This is a genomic window from Noviherbaspirillum sedimenti (assembly GCF_003590835.1).
GTDB classification, from domain to species: Bacteria; Pseudomonadota; Gammaproteobacteria; order Burkholderiales; family Burkholderiaceae_D; genus Paucimonas; species Paucimonas sedimenti.
Genome location: NZ_QYUQ01000002.1, coordinates 4,956,294 through 4,972,842, shown reverse-complemented (window position 1 = coordinate 4,972,842; position 16,549 = coordinate 4,956,294). Strand labels below are relative to the sequence as shown.

Here is a 16,549-nt window from a genome sequence, read left to right as displayed (position 1 = left end):
CAATCGCGTTGATCGAGATCAGGACGGGGCATTGGCGCTGCAGTGCGCCACCGCCTGCAGGCTATTCCAGGCGAACCGGATTGCCTGCGCCACATTGCCGCCGGCGCTGTCGACCGGCGCCACATGCGGCATTTCCTCGGCGGACAAAGGATGGTGGCTGACCAGCTGGAGCGCCAGCACTTCGACGCCGGCATCCGAGGGATCGCCGCCCTGGCGCGCGCGCCGGGCGAGACGCTCGCGCATGAGCGCTGCATCGGCGCGCACATCGAAGATCAGGAACGGCACGCCGAGTTCGCGCGCCAACGCAGCGAAGCGCTGCCGCTGGGCGCGGTCGAGAAAAGCCGCATCGACGACCACCGGCAAACCGGCCTCGACAATGCGTCGCGCCAGCAAGCCCAGCCGCGCATAGGTGGCGTCGCTCACCGCCGGCGCGTACAGATCGCCCGCTGCCGGACTGCCGGCGGCAATGCCCTGCATGCGCTTGCGCTCCACATCAGAACGGATTCGCACAGCGCCGCAGAGTTCCACCACCGCGCCGGCAACGGTCGACTTGCCGCTGCCGGAAAAGCCATGCATGATCATCAGCGCCGGGGACGCGGGGCTGATACTGGCGCAGGCGAACCCCAGGTAGGCTTGCATCCGACGTTCGCAATCGGTGCGTTGCGGCGCGTCCGCCGCCAGTTCCTGCAGGCGCAGAAGATATACCTTGCAGCGCACCAGCGCGCGCAGGGTCTGGTAATGGCGCCAGAGGGCCAGATCTAGGTAGTCGCCGCTGGCTTCGAGGTAGCGATCGAGCAGGCGTGCAGCCAGGTCCGCACGGCCGCATACCTGCAGGTCCATGGTGGCGAAGGCGATATCGTTCAACACATCAATCCAGCGCAAACCCTCGCTGAATTCAATGCAATCGAATGCCGTGGCATGGCCGTCCACGGTGAGGATATTGCCGCAATGCAGATCGCCATGGCCCTCGCGCACATACCCTTCCCGCCGGCGCCGCTCAAAGGTCGGACAAAGTTGCACATGGCGCGCTTGATGCCATTCCAGCAACGCGTCCACCCGCGGCTTGTCGGCGGGGTCGCGCAGCGCTTGCGCAAGGGTGTCCAGGATTTCGTCGGCACTCGCCCGCAACAGCGCCGGCGTACCCCAGCGGCTGTCGGACGGCGCCACCGGTGCCTCATGATGAAATCGCGCCAGGATCGCCGCCAGTTGGTCGATCTCGCCGGCGGCGATGGCGCCCGTGACCACGCGCTCGCTCCACAAGGCCTCCTGGGGAAATGCCCGCATCCTGAGCGCATATTCGATCGCCGGGCCGGACCCGCCCAGCAGCGGCGCGTCGGCGCTGCCGGTAATGGCTTGCACCTCCAGGTAGAGTTGCGGCGCCAGCCGGCGATTCAGGCGCAATTCCTCTTCACAGTAGAAGCGGCGCGCGGCCAGCGTGGAAAAATCCAGGAAATCGAAGCGCACCGCCTTCTTGATCTTGCAGGCAGATTGTCCCGCCACCAGTATCCAGGAGATATGCGTTTCAAACAGACTGACCGGCGCCGACGCCGCCTGCAATGTGCCGGCCAGCGCTCGGACCAGTTTTTCCTGAAGATCGGGAGCATCCTGCGGTTCCATAGGCATGCACAACATGCTAGCGCGGCGCGACGTCGTGCGACAGGATGGCGCCGTGCGCTGTCCCCGCGCGAAAGACGGTACAGCCTTTCAGGCCGAGATCATAGGCTTGCATGAAGATGTCGCCATGGCTGTCGAGGCTGGTGTCGGCCGGCAGGTTGATCGTCTTGGAGACGGACTGGTCGCAATACGCCTGCAGCGCCGCCTGCATCCGCAGCTGCGCGGAGGGAGAAATCTCGTGCGCTTCGACGAAGCTGTCCGGCCTGGGTGCATCGTCGCCGCGCATTTTACGGAACAGCGCCCAGGCGTAATCACGCACCGGCATCTGGAGGATGCCGCCATCCGCTGCCCGCACGCCGCGCTGCCCCTGGCAGGCATAGATCGGCTCGATACCGCTGGAGACATTGTTGGCCAGCAGGCTGATGGTGCCAGCGGGCGCAATGGCGGTCAGGTGGCTGTTGTGGATGCCCTTCATGCGGATGGCATCCACAATGTCCGGGGGCAGCGACTGGATATAGCCGCCCTGCAGGTACTTGGCAGCACGGTAGGCAGGAAACGTGCCGCGCTCCTGTACCAGGTCGATCGAGCTGCGGTAGGCGGCGTGGCAGATGGTGCGCATCACCGATTCGGCGATCTCGACCGCGGCATCGGTGCCATAGCGCACGCCCATCATGGCCAGCGCGTCGGCCAGTCCGGTGATGCCAAGACCGATGCGGCGCGTGCTGCGTGCGGCCTTTTCCTGCGCCTTGAGCGGAAAATGCGAGACATCGTACACATTGTCGAGCATCCTCACGGTCACCGCCGCGGTGCCGGCGATCCCGGCCAGGTCCAGCCGCGGATGGGCGCCGAAGGGCTCGCTGACGAACTGCGTCAGGTTGAGCGAACCCAGGTTGCAGGCGCCATGCGGCGGCAAGGGCACTTCGCCGCAAGGGTTGGTGGCGCTGATGGTTTCCTCGTACCAGAGATTGTTGGCGCGGTCGACGCGGTCGATGAAGATCACGCCAGGGTCGCCACAGGCGAAAGCGGCTTCCCGCATGCGCTGCCACAAGGCGCGCGCGGAAACCGTCGTCAGGGCTGCGCAAGCCACCGGGACGATGGAGCCGGACCAGATTCTTTCACACACCATCGCGCCGGGCGGCACGGGGCGCCCGTTCAGGGGGAACACCAGCGGCCATTCGTCATCCTGCGCCACCGCGCGCATGAAGGCGTCGCTGACCAGCACGGAAAGATTGAAATGCTGCAGTACGCCAGGCGCGCGCTTGGCGTCGATGAAGCGCTCGATGTCAGGATGATCGCAGCGCAACGTGGCCATCATCGCGCCGCGCCGGCTGGCGGTCGAGACCAGGGTGGCGCAAGCCTGGTCCCAGACGTGCATGAACGACACCGGGCCGGAGGCGATATTGCCGCTCTCGCGCGCCGCCATCCCGGCCGGACGCAGCAAGGAAAAATCGCAGCCGATGCCGCCGCCGGCCTGCATCGTCACCATGGCCTCGCCCAGTACGGAAAAGATGGCGGCAATCGAGTCGTGCATCGTGCCCGTCACAAAACAGTTGAAAAGGGTGCCGCGATGACGTGCGCCGCAGCCGGCGAGGATGCGTCCTCCCGGCAGGAAGCGGAAACGCTCCAGCGCGCTCCTGAAGCGTTCGGACCAGACGTCGCGCTGATGCAGTTCCGGCGCTGACAGCGTCAGGGCAACCCGGCGCCAGCTATCCTGGATGGCAGGCTCCGGCACGATGCCGGAGTCGGCCAGGCGATACCGGGTTTTCCAGGCATGTTCGGCAATCGGTTCGGTGAAAATGGTTTCAGGCATGGTCTGTTCCAGTGTAGGAGGAAGGTGAGGTGAACAACCTGCTGGGCGGGAGCTTGCCTTTATCAAGTTAATCAAGCCCCGATCAACCGGTTTGCGCGCGCGCAAACCGCGTGCCTTGCCTCCTGTTACGTTGCATGAACGATGAGCGCACCATCCCCGCTTCCCGAAGTCAGCCTGGAGTCCAAGGTGGCATTTCTGCGGCAGGCAACTTCTTACCCGGAACCCTGCTTCCGGGTGGAGGCGATCGAAACCCATATGTCCTGGGTATTCCTGACCGAGGGCCATGCATGGAAACTAAAAAAACCAGTGCGCTACGATTACCTGGACTTTTCCACGCTGGCCGCGCGGCGCTACTATTGCGAAGAAGAACTGCACCTGAACCGGCGCCTGGCGCCTGCCACCTACCTCGGCGTGGTGCCGCTGGGGATCGACGCCGCCGGCCATCTTTGCCTCGGGCAAGGCGCGGCGATCGACTGGCTGGTCCAGATGCAGCGCCTGCCGATGCAGCACATGCTCGACTATGCCATCCGGCATGCCAGCGCCAGCCTGCAGGATATTGATGCACTGGCCGCGCGCATGAGCCGCTTCTACGCCGCCTGTACACCGCTTGCCCTCGATGCGGCAGGCTATTGCCAGCGCTTTGCGGACGATATCGAACACAACCGGCGTGAATTGCACACGCCGGCATTCCAGTTGCCCGAGGAACAGATTGAGCTGGTTTGCCAGACCCAAAAAAAATTTCTGCAATGCCATGAAGACCTGTTCGCACAACGGCTGGCGGCTGGCAAGATCGTCGAAGGCCACGGCGATTTACGGCCGGAACACATTTGCCTGCGCCCGGCGCTGGCGATCATCGATTGCCTGGAATTTTCGCGCGACCTGCGCATCGTCGATGCGGTCGACGAGCTCGGCTTCCTGGCCATGGAATGCGCGCGGCTGGGGGCGCCGGAACTGGGGCGGCACCTGCTGAACGCCTACAGCGAAGCCTCCGGCGACTGGCCATCCCCTGCCCTGCTCGGCTTTTACCAGAGCTTTCGCGCCTGCCTACGCGCAAGGATCGCCATCCGCCACCTGCATGAAGAAAAATTCCGCTACTCGGCCGAATGGCGCCGGCGCGCCATGGAATACCTGGCGCTGGCACAACAGTATTTGCCTTCAGGCTGAGGCCGGCCTGTCCCCAGAACTCAGAATTCCGCCAGCGCCGTCAGCGAGCCGCCTCCATGCATGCGCTGGATGGCCTCGGCAAACAGGCCGGCACTGCTCAGCAGCGCCAGCTTTTGCCGCGCCGCGCCCTCTTCCAGACGAAATGGCGGCACGGTATCGGTGACGGCGAAACGGTCGATGGCATCGCCGGCCAGGACCTCGGGCGCATCGACCGTGAACAAGCCATGGCTGGCGGCAGCGTACACGGTCGTTGCGCCCTGCGCACGGCAGGCGCGGGCGGTGCGAACCAGGGTGTTGCCGGTGCTGATCAGGTCGTCGACGATCACGGCGATCTTGCCGCGCACCTCGCCCACCAGCAGCTCGCCGCTGACCACGCCGCCGCTGCGATACTTTTCGGCGAAAGCAGCGCCAACCGGCTTGTCAAGCTGGTGCGACAGCAACTGACGGAAACGCTCGGCACGCTTGATGCCGCCGGCATCCGGCGCGACCACCACAGTTTCGCTATCGCGCAGAAGCGGCAAAAAATAGTTGACGAACAGCTTGTTGGCTTCGAGGTTTTCGGTACAGATGCGAAAGGCGTTCTGATAGGCGGCCAGGTTGTGCACATCCATGGTCAGCACGGCATCGGTGCCGACTGCCTCGAACAGCGCCGCGACATAGCGCGTGGTGACCGGATCGCGCGGCTTGGTCTTGCGGTCCTTGCGCGCATATGCCAGGTAAGGGACAACCGCCGTCACGCGCGCGGCGCTGGCATCTTTCAAGGCGCCGATGAAAAACAGCAGCCGGCACAATTTGTCGTTGCCGCTCTGGCGCCCATCGCCATACAGCGAATGGACGACGAATACATCCTTGCCGCGCACATTGACCAGGGGCCGCGCCTTGTGTTCGGCATCCTCGAATTCGCGTTCCTCATGGGGACTCAGGGGCAGGCCGAGATGCGCGCCGATGCGTTCACCGAAGGCAAGACTGTCGTCCAGCGCGAATAATTGCAAATCGCTGTCGGTATCCTTCATGCAAGCCGCCTTTTCCATCGCCATCCAATGCCATGGGCATTATGGCACTTTGCCCGGCCGGCAATCGCGCGCGCAAGGACATCTGTGCGCTACATCAAGCCGCCCCTTGCTTGCCGGTATTGAAGAGCGAGACTGCATGGCTCAGGTGGGCCGCCTGTTCATGCAGGCTGGTGGAGGCCGCCGCCGCTTCCTCGACCAGCGCGGCGTTTTGCTGCGTGACCTGGTCCATGTGGGCGACGGCCTGGTTGACTTGCTGGATGCCGATTGCCTGCTCGCGACTGGCCACCGCGATTTCCGCGACAATATCGGTGACGCGCTTGACCGACACCACGATCTCATCCATGGTTTTCTTGGCGTCACTGACCAGTGCATTGCCAACGTCCACCTTTTCCACGGAACTCTGGATCAGGCCCTTGATTTCCTTGGCCGCCGCCGCCGAGCGTTGCGCCAGTTGACGCACCTCGGTCGCCACCACGGCAAAGCCGCGCCCATGCTCGCCGGCGCGCGCCGCCTCGACTGCCGCATTCAAGGCCAGGATATTGGTCTGGAAGGCGATACTGTCGATCACGGACAGGATGTCGCCCATCTTGTGCGAGGATGCGCTGATCTCGTCCATGGTGGCGCCCACCTTGACGATGACGTCGCCGCCGCGCAGCGCCACTGCCGAGGCCGAAATCACCAGCTGGTTGGCCAGTTGCGCATTGTCGGCGTTTTGCGTGATGGTCGAAGCAAACTCTTCCATGCTGGAAGCCGTCTCTTCCAGGCTGGCGGCCTGTAACTCGGTCCGCGCGGATAAATCCATGTTGCCGGCGGCAATTTCCCGCGTCGCTGTATTCATGGTCTCGATGTTGGCGCGCACATCCCCCATCACCGCCACCAGGTTGACTTTCATTTGCTGCAAGCCTGCCAGCAGGCGCCCCATGTCGTCGGAACGCATCGACCCGACATTGCCGGTGAGGTCGCAGGCCGCCAGCGCGGCGGACATTTCCAGCCCTTGCCGCAACGGCCGCATGAACGCAGCGCGCAACACCAGCCACAGGTAGGCGGCCAGCACGCCGCCGGTCAGCGCAATGGCGCCGCTCCAGAAGGCAAGGTCCGGCCCCGAAGGCGCGGCGGACCGCCAGCCAATCAGCGCCAGCGCGCCAAAGCTGGCGATCTGCAACCCGGACACGATCGATATGCGCTTCATCAGGGACACCTCGCGCCAGCGCGCCAGCCAGCCGCCCAGCCCGGTCCTGGCGAGGCGGCCGTTGCGAACGGTCAGGCGCGTGCGTGGATTGTTGTGGATTTCGGCATAGGCACTTTCGGCCTGCTCGATCTGCGCACGGCCGGGCTTGGTGCGCACCGACATGTAGCCGGTGATGTTGCCGTTTTCCCGCATCGGCGTGACATTAGCCAGCACCCAGTAATAATCGCCATTCTTGCGGCGGTTCTTGACCAGCGCATTCCAGATTTCGCCCTGCTTCAGGCTGTGCCACAGGTCGGCAAACGCGCCGGGCGGCATATCCGGATGGCGCACGATGTTGTGCAGCGCGCCCAGCAATTCTTCTTCGTCGAATCCGCTGACTTCAATGAAATACGGGTTAACGAAGGTAATCTTGCCCTTCAGGTCGGTCATGGAAACGATGGGGCGGCCCTCTTCCAGCACATATTCAGTGTTCGTGACGGGCAAATTGGTACGCATGGGATACTTGATTGCTGTGGATAAGGGAAACGATTACGCCCGCCTTGTGCACAAGGCGGGCGCGGGGAAATGAAAATAGATCAAGCCGCCAATCCAGCCGGCGTTGAATTCGCTAAATTTGGATGGAACCCAAATCTTAATTGATTTCAAGCAACTTGTATAACTTACATGCAGGGCGATTTGCCTGTTTTAGTGGAATGACACTGGGTAAAGCAGCTATGACAAAGGGAACGGGGAGGAAAAGCAGAACAGGGCCGCGGCTGCGGCAATGAGCGTCGGCAAGAAATTCAGCGGTGCCGCGCCGTACTATCGAATTGCCGCCGTTTTGGCATCTCATGCCGCATTTTTTGCAAATCAGCCATTGCGCGATTGGCAATCGTGCGCGTGTGCAAGTCATTCGAAGTCGTCAATTGCGCCACCATGCGGATTGCGGAATCCAGCAAACCCGCTTGCGACATGCGACGCCGCTCTTTGACCGGCGCAACGGGAATCTCGTGAATACGTGTCGTTTCCATTTTCCCCCTGGAATGAAATAATATTATTTCAACAAATTATATACATATTGCAATAATTTTAACGAATGCAGCCTTGCTTGCGCTAATAACAACTTGCCCCTGACGGCTCTCGGTTTCCGCCAGGGGCATCTACTACCAGACAATGTGTCCGTTATACGCTTGCTGTGCTTAGCTCGCGATCCCGCGCCAATACCCGCCTTTCAACGGCCAGTTCATCTTCTTCAAATGCTTCGGCGCAACCCTTGTCACAGAAACGCCGGCCATCGCCCAGCTGATGGTCACAGTACCAGCATGTGGAATAAGCGCCGCTCGTCCTGGCATGGCGGTAGCGAAAATGGGGATCGTTCATCACTTGTCTCCAGTGAAATTTTTTTAGTCTCGGAGGGAAAAGAATAAATCTTCAAAGGAGAAAGACAGTGATTTAAATCAACAATCATGCTTTGCAACTTCGTGCTTTGGAGCATCAATCCAGCAATCATCTGCTTGGCAAGCAAAATGGCAAGGTTTATCTATAATAAAAAAGAAGCCGGCTTGCATGACCGGCAGTGACAGGGAGTTCGATCAATTTCAAGGAGCATATGATGGCCACAATGGACACCCCTCTTATTGAGCGTCGGCACATGCCGGATCGCCGCGCCGCCAGGATGGGTAGCGAACAGCGAACATCCTGGATGTCAACCCTTGACTGGATTGCCATGGCGTTGATGATCGTCGGCGGCATCAACTGGGGTCTGGTCGGCCTGTTTAATTTCGACCTGGTTGCCTTCCTGTTTGGCGAGCAAAGCTTGGTGTCGAGAGTCATCTATCTTGCCGTCGGCATTGCGGCCCTGTACTCACTCTACCTCGGCAGCAAGATGGCACGTGCACAAATTTGAGTTCGTGGTTGCATTGCCATGAAAGCGTATTCGTTCGGGTGGCTTGCCCAAGAACACAAGCAAACGCTTGCGCCATCAACCAGGCCAGGCATAGCGCAGGCAACCATCCGATGCCCATGCCAAGCCACCAGCCATAGTGCACGATCCCATAGGCATACGATGAAATAAATGCCAGAAGCATGGCAATCACCGTCAAGCGTCTTGCCCATAGCGCAAAAAAAGAGATCGGCTCGTGCCGGGATGGCTGGGCGTTACCGCAGTTACCGCACAGGGACACTGGATTCGCCATGACGGCATGACAGGCGCGCAGGCCCGCCCAGCGATTGTTTTTTTTCATTCATCCCTCCCGTTTGCCAGGACGACTGCAGCAATTTCAATTGCTCAGAGCCCCACAATACGTAGAAGTTTTCTTGGCATCATTGAGCAGGCGCAGTAAAGCGGAGAGGGGTAGTTTTGCGAACGGACTTAAAGTTGTGGCGTGAAGCCGGCGGACAGCGGGAAGAGGTAATGAAAATTCGTTTGGGCAGTTCAGAACAGAACCCGCGCGGCCCAGGCGATCACCACTATGCTCAGTAAAGCAGAGGCGGCAATGCACAGCACGGCTTGCAACTTGTTGTAGTTAAAGCTTTTTTGAACCGGTTTCTTGATGGCACCGGCTTCTGTCAGTGATTTGACTCTTTCCTGCATATTGCCCTCAATTTACGCCAACAAATAGTGATTGTCGATTATAGACAAAGATTTCAGCAGGTCAAGAATCTGACAAGCAAATTCCTTCTTTTGTTTTCTGGCAGGCGTCATGATCCTGGCCAATAAAATATTCCCTGTCATTTTCGACAAAATGCAAACCTGGCACCTGCTTATGGATTGATCATCCAGGAGTACAGCGTTGCTGCAATGCAAAATCATCAAGGCATTGCGGCAGCCCCGACTAGCCCCGCTCCGCAATCCGCAGTATATTCTTTTCTTCAAATTAACATTTCTTCCATTTACAAACCAAACTGCCAACACTTTTTTGCTGACAAGCACGCCTGTACCGGCAAGGTTTTTCTACTTATGTCATTCGCCTCCGTCCCGCACATTATCTGGTTTTTAATCCTAGGAATCGCCAATCTGGCCGCCATCATCGCCTGGGTCGCCATCATTCAACGCAAGGCAAGCCGACGGCAACGCCAGGCAGCATTGGTCAACGTCACCATCCGTGACTATTTCCGCCACAGCGGAGTAGACGTCGCTGTGGCCAGCGTTACTCTGGGTAAAGACCGACGTTTCACGGCGTTTATCGAATCTGAACCGATGAAGCGGTTTCGCCTGTCGCATATCATCGAGACAACCTTGCGCGAGCATGTCGCAAAAACCTGCAAGCTGGAGCTGGACAAGATCTACTGGCGCTTTCCGATCAAGGAAATAACGCCCGCCAAGGCTGGCACCGAAGATCAGCCGGCAAAAGACAGCGACGAATATATTAATGAAGGTCTGGTGCCGTATCGGCATTTGCCAAAGGTCGATGTGCATGAAATATCTTGGGAGAAATTCGAGGAATTCACGACCAGCAGCCCGAATGCGGCTGGCGAGCCGGCGCCGGCGGAGCAAGCGCGTTGATTGTTGCGTTGCGCTGATTATTCCCCGTTTTTCCTTCCCTATCTTCCTTTTTGCCCGCCAGCATCGCCACGCCGATGTTGCCGCATGAACCTTGGTGCATGTCCAAGGTCGAAAACTGACGCCTCCCCCACATGGGCCATGAACTCCCAGGGTTTTCCTGACTGGAGCGATACCCTAGAATCCAGGACCATGGCATGAATCCCAAAACCGCAAGTCCGGGCGCCTTCCGGGACGTCGCCGGCAAGCCGCAGCAATGCGCCGCGAATGAAGTGCAGGCCTTGCGCGAACGCGCACGTCATCTGGAAGAAATACTGTTCGGCCTGCCCGGCATGGTTTGGGCCGCAAGCGCGGATGGCCGCATCGATTTCCTCAGTCAGCAATGGGCCGCCTATACCGGCTCCGACCCGACCGGTCAGCACGGCGTAACCTGGAGTGTGCTGCATCCGGACGACCTCGATGGCGTCATGGCCGCATGGCGCGACGCCGTCCTCGCTTGCAAACCCTGGAGTCTGGAATGCCGGCTGCGCCGGCACGACGGGCAATACCGCTGGTTTGCCTGGCGCGGCACGCCGCTGCGCGACGACAGCGGCAATGTGGCGCATTGGTTCGGCGTCTGCACCGACATCGATGACCTCAAGCGCGCCCAGGAAAAACTGGAAGAAAGCGAACGCCGCTATACCACCCTGTTCAACAACCATACCATGGCGATCGCGCACTACGCGATCCTGACCGACCAGCACGGACAGCCGGTCGATTACATCGTCAAACAGGTCAATACGGCCTACGAGCGCATCACCGGCATCAATCGTTCTGCTATCGAAGGCAAAAGAGTCACTGAAATCTTTCCGAATATCCGCGATGCCGCTTTCGATTTCATCGGCAACTTCGGCAGGATCGGGCTGGAAAGCGGCGAAGGCCGCTTCGAAACACTTTCCCTGCACCCCGGTGGACGCTGGGTATCGATCTATGCCTACAGTCCGGCACCCCGGGAATGCACCGCGATGTTTTTCGACATCACCGAACGCAAGCACCTGGAACATGCACGCAGGGAAACCGAACGGCGGCTGCAGCTGGCGGTGGCGATCGCCCACCTCGGCTTCTGGGAATGGGAAGTCGCCAGCGGCAAATGCTATTACTCGCCGGTCTGGAAAAAGCAGATTGGCTACCAGGACCACGAAATCGCCAACCTTCCCGAAGAATGGCAGAGCCGCCTGCACCCGGAAGACCGCCGCCGGGTACTAGCCGAAGTGGCGGCCTATCTCGCCCATCCCTCATCCGACTACCGCCTGGAATACCGGCTGCGACACCGCGACGGCAGTTACCGCTGGATGATTGCCAACGGCGTGCCGCTCTCCCGCCGCAGCAAGGCGGGCCTGAAGCTGATCGGCACCCAGCTCGACATTACCGAAAACAAGCTGGCCGAACAGCGCGTGCGGGAAGCCGCGCAGCACGACTCCCTGACCGGCCTGCCCAATCGGGCGCTGATCTTCGAATATGCCAGCCACCTGGTCGCCGCCGCCCAGCGCAGCCACAGGCAGGGCGCGGTGCTGTTCATCGACCTCGACCGCTTCAAGCCGGTCAATGACCTGTACGGCCACGAAATCGGCGACAGGCTGTTGCAGGAAGTGGCGCGGCGGCTGCTCAAGTGCGTGCGCGGCGAAGATCTGGTCGGGCGCCTGGGCGGCGACGAATTCGTGGTGGTGCTGCCGCATGCCGACGAAAAACATCCGGCGGCCACCGTTGCCCAGCACGTGGTGGAGGTGCTGTCGACGCCGTTCGAGATCGACGCACTGGATCTGTCGATCTCGGCCTCGGTCGGCATCAGCCATTTTCCCCAGCATGGTATCGACGTCGATACCCTGATCCATGCCGCCGACCTGGCCATGTACCAGGCCAAGCAATGCGGCCACGGCAGCGGCAGCACCCAGGTCTTCGCAGCTTCGATGAATGCCCGCGTCGACGCTGCAGCCGCCATCGAAGCCCGGCTCAAACGCGCGCTGACGCGCGGCGGTCTGGTGCTGCATTACCAGCCAGTAATCGACATGCAAAGCCGGCGCCTTACCGGCGTCGAGGCATTGCTGCGCCTGACTGGCGAGAATGGCGAAATTGTCGGCCCGGATCGTTTCGTACCGATCGCGGAATCGGCCGGCCTGATCGGGCTGTTGGGGGAATGGGTGGCGTCTGAGGCCTGTCGCCAGCACGAGGCCTGGCGCCACCAGGGCTTGCCGCCGGTGACGATTGCCATCAATGTCTCGCCCCTGCAGTTCCGCCAGCGTGGCTTCGCCAGGACGCTGACCGACATCATCCTGGATTCGGCAGTCGAACCGGCCTGCATCGAAATAGAAGTGACCGAAAGTACGTTGATGGATAGCATGGAAGACGCGGTGGCGATATTGAAGAACATCCGCGCCGCCGGCATGCGCATCGCGCTCGACGACTTTGGCACTGGCTACTCGAGCCTGAGCCATCTGAGCCATCTGCCGCTCGACAAGCTCAAGGTGGATCAGTCATTCGTACGGCGTCTGGCAAATGACCGCGCCAGCAGGGCCATCACCGGCGCCATCATCACGCTGGGCCGCACACTCAATCTGGAAGTGGTCGGCGAAGGGATCGAGTCGGAAGAAACGCTGGACTACCTGCGGCAAAACGGCTGCGACCAGGCGCAGGGCTTCTACATCAGCCGGCCATTGCCGGCGGCGGCATTTGCCGACTGGTACCGTGCGCACAGCCCCTAGGGCGGCCGCGCGGCGGCGACCGCCAGCCCCCCATCAGGCGCGCAACGCAGGGTCGCCCAGTGCCATTTCGACTGCGGCCAGGTGCGCCTGCAGGGCGACCACGGCGGCAACCTTGTTGGAAACCGTCGGACTGTCGTAGAACCTGGCCAGGGCATCGTGGATTGCGCCGGCGCTGGTGATGGCGTCCGGCGTTTGCATCGGCAAGCGCCTGCCGGCCTGTTCGGTCTGGGGGTGCATGGTTCCTCCTGCCGGTGATTGCGAATCATTGCGAATCGATTAAGCGGTACGCATCGGTAAAGCGCTGCCATGGCTTGACCGCATTTCCACAGTGTCAAAAATCCCGGGAACGGCAATCTTGATTTTGCGCAATCCTTATTCGTTTTTCCTTGCCGGCACACGCCAAACCGCCACGCGCATACAATAGCGGCTGTCACACAATGGAAGCACCTGCCATGCATGCACCCGAGATCCGCCCCGGCCAATCGATCGAACTGTTGAAAGAACTGCACATCCTGACCCGCGATGGCAAGATGAACCAGGATAGCCGGCGCAAGCTCAAGCAGGTTTATCACCTGTACCAGTTCATCGAACCCCTGTTGCAGGAAGTCCGCGCCGACCACGCCGATGTCAGCCTGGTCGACCATGGCGCCGGCAAGTCCTACCTCGGCTTCATCCTGTACGATCTTTTTTTCAAGGAGCAGCCGGGCGGCGCGCGCGTCTACGGCATCGAGACGCGCGAAGAACTGGTGGAAAAATCACGCGCGCTGGCGCAACGCCTGGGCTTTTCCGGCATGGAATTTCTCAACCTGTCGGTGGCTGAATCGATCGTCACCGACAAACTGCCGGCCACGATCGATATCGTCACCGCCCTGCATGCCTGCAATACCGCCACCGACGACGCCATCCGCTTCGGCCTGCACAAGCAGGCGAAATTCATGGTGCTGGTGCCTTGCTGCCAGGCGGAAGTAGCATCCGTCCTCAACCGCAACAAGGGCAAATCGCTTGGCCGGACCGCCCTCACCGAAATCTGGCGCCATCCGCTGCATACCCGCGAATTCGGCAGCCAGCTCACGAATGTGCTGCGCTGCCTGCAACTGGAAGCCCATGGCTACCACGTCAGCGTGACCGAACTGGTAGGTTGGGAGCACTCGATGAAAAACGAATTGATCATCGCCCGCTATCAGGACCTGCCGCGCCGCCGACCTGGCGAGCGCCTGCAGCAGGTGCTGGAAAACCTTGGACTGGAAGAAATGCGCGAGCGTTTCTTTACGCCGCAAGCGGTCGAATAAGCCCCCGGACATGCCGCCGCGCCCGTTTTGCGCGGCGCAGCATGTCGCGCGCGCGGCACAAAACCGCCGCCAAGCCTCTTTCTTCGTAAAATCCCCTGCCGGGCCTGCCTGGCGGGGATGTTCATCCGCGTCCGGGCAGACTATGATAGCGGCGAACAGGTGCGCCTGAGACAAGCGCCTGGATTTGCAAGCGAGACGACGATAACGACAGGGAGCACCATGCAAACGGCAGACCACGAATTCACCCGCGGCAGCGGCAAGCGCATCAAGATCGTCAGCGCGCAGGACGCGGTGCGTCTCATCCACTCCGGCAATACCATCGCCACCGGCGGCTTCGTCGGCATTGGCGTGCCGGAGGAACTGCTGATCGCCCTGGAAGAACTCTACCTGTCGAACCAGGGGGAGGATGGCCAGTCAGCGGGACCGCGCGACCTGACCCTGGTGTACGCCGCCGGCCAGGGCGACGGCAAGGAAAAGGGCCTGAACCACCTCGGCCACGATGGCTTGCTCAAGCGCGTCATCGGCGGCCACTGGGGGCTGGTGCCGAAGATCCAGCGCCTCGCGATCGACAACAAGATCGAAGCCTACAACCTGCCGCAGGGCGTGATCTCGCACCTGTACCGCGACATCGCCGCCAAGCGGCCGGGCCACCTGACCCGGGTCGGCCTGGATACCTTCGTCGATCCGCGCCACGGCGGCGGCAAGCTCAACGAAAAAACCGCAGAAGAACTGGTGCGCCTGCTGCAGATCGACGGCGAAGATACCCTGCTGTACAAGACCTTCCCGATCGACGTCGCGCTGATCCGCGCGACCACCGCCGACCCCGACGGCAACCTGACCATGGAGCGCGAGGCGCTGACGCTGGAAATGCTGTCGCTGGCAATGGCTGCGCACAATTCCGGCGGCATCGTCATCGCCCAGGTCGAGCGCATTGCCGAGCGCGGCACGCTCAATCCGCGCCAGGTCAAGATTCCCGGCATCCTGGTCGATTGCGTGGTGGTCGCCGAACCGCGTCACCACTGGCAAACCTTTGCCGAGCCCTACAACCCCGCCTACAGCGGCGAGCTGCGCGTGCCTGCCAATACCCTGAAGGCGATGGCGCTCTCCGAGCGCAAGATCATTGCCCGCCGCGCCGCCTTCGAGCTGTCGGCCAACAGCGTCGTCAACCTCGGCATTGGCATGCCGGAAGGCGTGGCTGGCATCGCCCACGAGGAGCACGTAATCGACCTGCTGACCCTGACCACCGAGCCGGGCGTGATCGGCGGCATCCCTGCCGCGGGAGTAAATTTCGGCGCCGGCGTCAATACCCAGGCAGTCGTCGACCAGCCCTACCAGTTCGATTTCTACGACGGCGGCGGCCTCGACATCGCCTTTCTCGGCCTGGCCGAGACCGACGCCGACGGCAGCGTCAACGTCAGCAAGTTCGGCAGCCGCCTGGCCGGCGCCGGCGGCTTCATCAACATCAGCCAGAACGCCAAGAAGGTGGTGTTCGTCGGCACCTTCAGCGCCGGCAAGCCGGGCATCCAGATCCGTAACGGCCAACTGGTCATTGAAGGCCCGGATGGGCCTTGCAAGTTCGTCGCCGCGGTCGAGCACCTGACCTTCAGCGGCCCGCTGGCGAGGAAACAGGGCAGGAATGTGCTTTACATTACCGAGCGTTGCGTGTTCGAGCTCACCAGCACAGGCCTGGAACTGGTGGAAATCGCCCCCGGACTCGACCTGCAGCGCGATATCCTCGACCATATGGCCTTTGCGCCGCGCATCTCGAGCAACCTGCGTACCATGGATGCGCGGATATTCCAGCCCGACAGCATGGGTTTGCGCGACATCCTGCTGGCGGTGCCGCTGGAGCAGCGCATGCGCTACGACCGCCAGCGCAAGAGCCTGTTCATCAACTTCGAGGGCTACAACGTGCGCAACGTCGCCGATGTGGAGCAGATCCGCCGCCAGGTCGAGCATGCGCTGCGCGACGTGCGCGAAAAAATACCTGTGGTCGTCAACTATGACAATTTCTCGCTTGACCTCGAAGCGGTGGATGCCTATGCGGATATGGTGAAATACCTGACCGACAAGTACTATTCCGCGGTTACCCGCTACTCCACCAGCGGCTTCTTGCGCGCCAAGCTCGGTCCGGATCTCGCCAACCGCGAAGTGCCGCCGCATATCCACGAAAAAGCCAGCGCGGCGAACTCGGCCATGCCGGATCCGGCCCCGCCAGCGGCGGCCCAGGCATCGGCGGCTTGAAAGGAAA

General features: G+C 61.3%; 14 protein-coding genes. 6 read left to right on the top strand and 8 right to left on the bottom strand.

Going from position 1 to position 16,549, the window contains the following annotated elements:
• Nucleotides 1-18 precede the first annotated feature (18 nt).
• Nucleotides 19-1,623: a bifunctional aminoglycoside phosphotransferase/ATP-binding protein gene (locus D3878_RS23075; protein ID WP_158592363.1), complete on the bottom strand. Its 1,605-nt coding sequence runs from the start codon at nucleotides 1,621-1,623 to the stop codon at nucleotides 19-21.
• A gap of 10 nt (nucleotides 1,624-1,633) precedes the next feature.
• Complete coding sequence (locus tag D3878_RS23070; RefSeq protein WP_119787594.1) at nucleotides 1,634-3,424, bottom strand: adenosylcobalamin-dependent ribonucleoside-diphosphate reductase; 1,791 nt, start codon at nucleotides 3,422-3,424, stop codon at nucleotides 1,634-1,636.
• A 141-nt stretch (nucleotides 3,425-3,565) separates the two neighbouring features.
• On the opposite strand from D3878_RS23070, the gene D3878_RS23065 reads away from it, so the two are divergent.
• A complete protein-coding gene (locus tag D3878_RS23065; protein WP_119787593.1) occupies nucleotides 3,566-4,588 on the top strand; it encodes a hypothetical protein in 1,023 nt (340 codons plus the stop codon).
• 20 nt (nucleotides 4,589-4,608) lie between these two features.
• Here D3878_RS23065 and D3878_RS23060 read toward each other — a convergent pair whose 3' ends face one another.
• The 4 genes from D3878_RS23060 to D3878_RS23615 all read right to left on the bottom strand — a co-directional run bounded on the left by D3878_RS23060 (nucleotide 4,609) and on the right by D3878_RS23615 (nucleotide 8,149).
• Nucleotides 4,609-5,601, bottom strand: coding sequence for a ribose-phosphate diphosphokinase (locus D3878_RS23060; RefSeq protein WP_119788101.1), 993 nt, complete (start codon nucleotides 5,599-5,601; stop codon nucleotides 4,609-4,611).
• Between the two features lie 94 nt (nucleotides 5,602-5,695).
• Nucleotides 5,696-7,285: a methyl-accepting chemotaxis protein gene (locus D3878_RS23055; protein ID WP_119787592.1), complete on the bottom strand. Its 1,590-nt coding sequence runs from the start codon at nucleotides 7,283-7,285 to the stop codon at nucleotides 5,696-5,698.
• A gap of 287 nt (nucleotides 7,286-7,572) precedes the next feature.
• On the bottom strand, nucleotides 7,573-7,800 hold the full coding sequence (locus D3878_RS23050; protein WP_119787591.1) for a hypothetical protein: 228 nt from the start codon (nucleotides 7,798-7,800) through the stop codon (nucleotides 7,573-7,575).
• A 151-nt stretch (nucleotides 7,801-7,951) separates the two neighbouring features.
• Nucleotides 7,952-8,149: a hypothetical protein gene (locus D3878_RS23615; protein WP_147384088.1), complete on the bottom strand. Its 198-nt coding sequence runs from the start codon at nucleotides 8,147-8,149 to the stop codon at nucleotides 7,952-7,954.
• Between the two features lie 241 nt (nucleotides 8,150-8,390).
• On the opposite strand from D3878_RS23615, the gene D3878_RS23045 reads away from it, so the two are divergent.
• Entirely contained in the window at nucleotides 8,391-8,675 is a 285-nt protein-coding gene (locus tag D3878_RS23045) for a DUF378 domain-containing protein (protein WP_338016821.1), read from the top strand.
• 528 nt (nucleotides 8,676-9,203) lie between these two features.
• Here D3878_RS23045 and D3878_RS23950 read toward each other — a convergent pair.
• On the bottom strand, nucleotides 9,204-9,362 hold the full coding sequence (locus tag D3878_RS23950) for a hypothetical protein (RefSeq protein ID WP_158592362.1): 159 nt from the start codon (nucleotides 9,360-9,362) through the stop codon (nucleotides 9,204-9,206).
• A gap of 207 nt (nucleotides 9,363-9,569) precedes the next feature.
• Between D3878_RS23950 and D3878_RS23035 the strand changes: the two genes are divergently transcribed.
• Both D3878_RS23035 and D3878_RS23030 read left to right on the top strand, forming a co-directional pair.
• Nucleotides 9,570-10,274: a hypothetical protein gene (locus D3878_RS23035; RefSeq protein WP_147384085.1), complete on the top strand. Its 705-nt coding sequence runs from the start codon at nucleotides 9,570-9,572 to the stop codon at nucleotides 10,272-10,274.
• Between the two features lie 194 nt (nucleotides 10,275-10,468).
• The gene (locus tag D3878_RS23030) at nucleotides 10,469-13,009 is read left to right on the top strand and encodes a sensor domain-containing protein (RefSeq protein ID WP_119787587.1); all 2,541 of its coding nucleotides are present in this window, start codon (nucleotides 10,469-10,471) and stop codon (nucleotides 13,007-13,009) included.
• Nucleotides 13,010-13,042: 33 nt separating this feature from the next.
• Here D3878_RS23030 and D3878_RS23025 read toward each other — a convergent pair whose 3' ends face one another.
• Entirely contained in the window at nucleotides 13,043-13,246 is a 204-nt protein-coding gene (locus D3878_RS23025) for a hypothetical protein (RefSeq protein ID WP_119787586.1), read from the bottom strand.
• 200 nt (nucleotides 13,247-13,446) lie between these two features.
• On the opposite strand from D3878_RS23025, the gene D3878_RS23020 reads away from it, so the two are divergent.
• Both D3878_RS23020 and D3878_RS23015 read left to right on the top strand, forming a co-directional pair.
• The gene (locus tag D3878_RS23020; RefSeq protein ID WP_119787585.1) at nucleotides 13,447-14,298 is read left to right on the top strand and encodes a class I SAM-dependent methyltransferase; all 852 of its coding nucleotides are present in this window, start codon (nucleotides 13,447-13,449) and stop codon (nucleotides 14,296-14,298) included.
• 219 nt (nucleotides 14,299-14,517) lie between these two features.
• Nucleotides 14,518-16,542: an acyl CoA:acetate/3-ketoacid CoA transferase gene (locus D3878_RS23015; protein WP_119787584.1), complete on the top strand. Its 2,025-nt coding sequence runs from the start codon at nucleotides 14,518-14,520 to the stop codon at nucleotides 16,540-16,542.
• Nucleotides 16,543-16,549 lie beyond the last annotated feature (7 nt).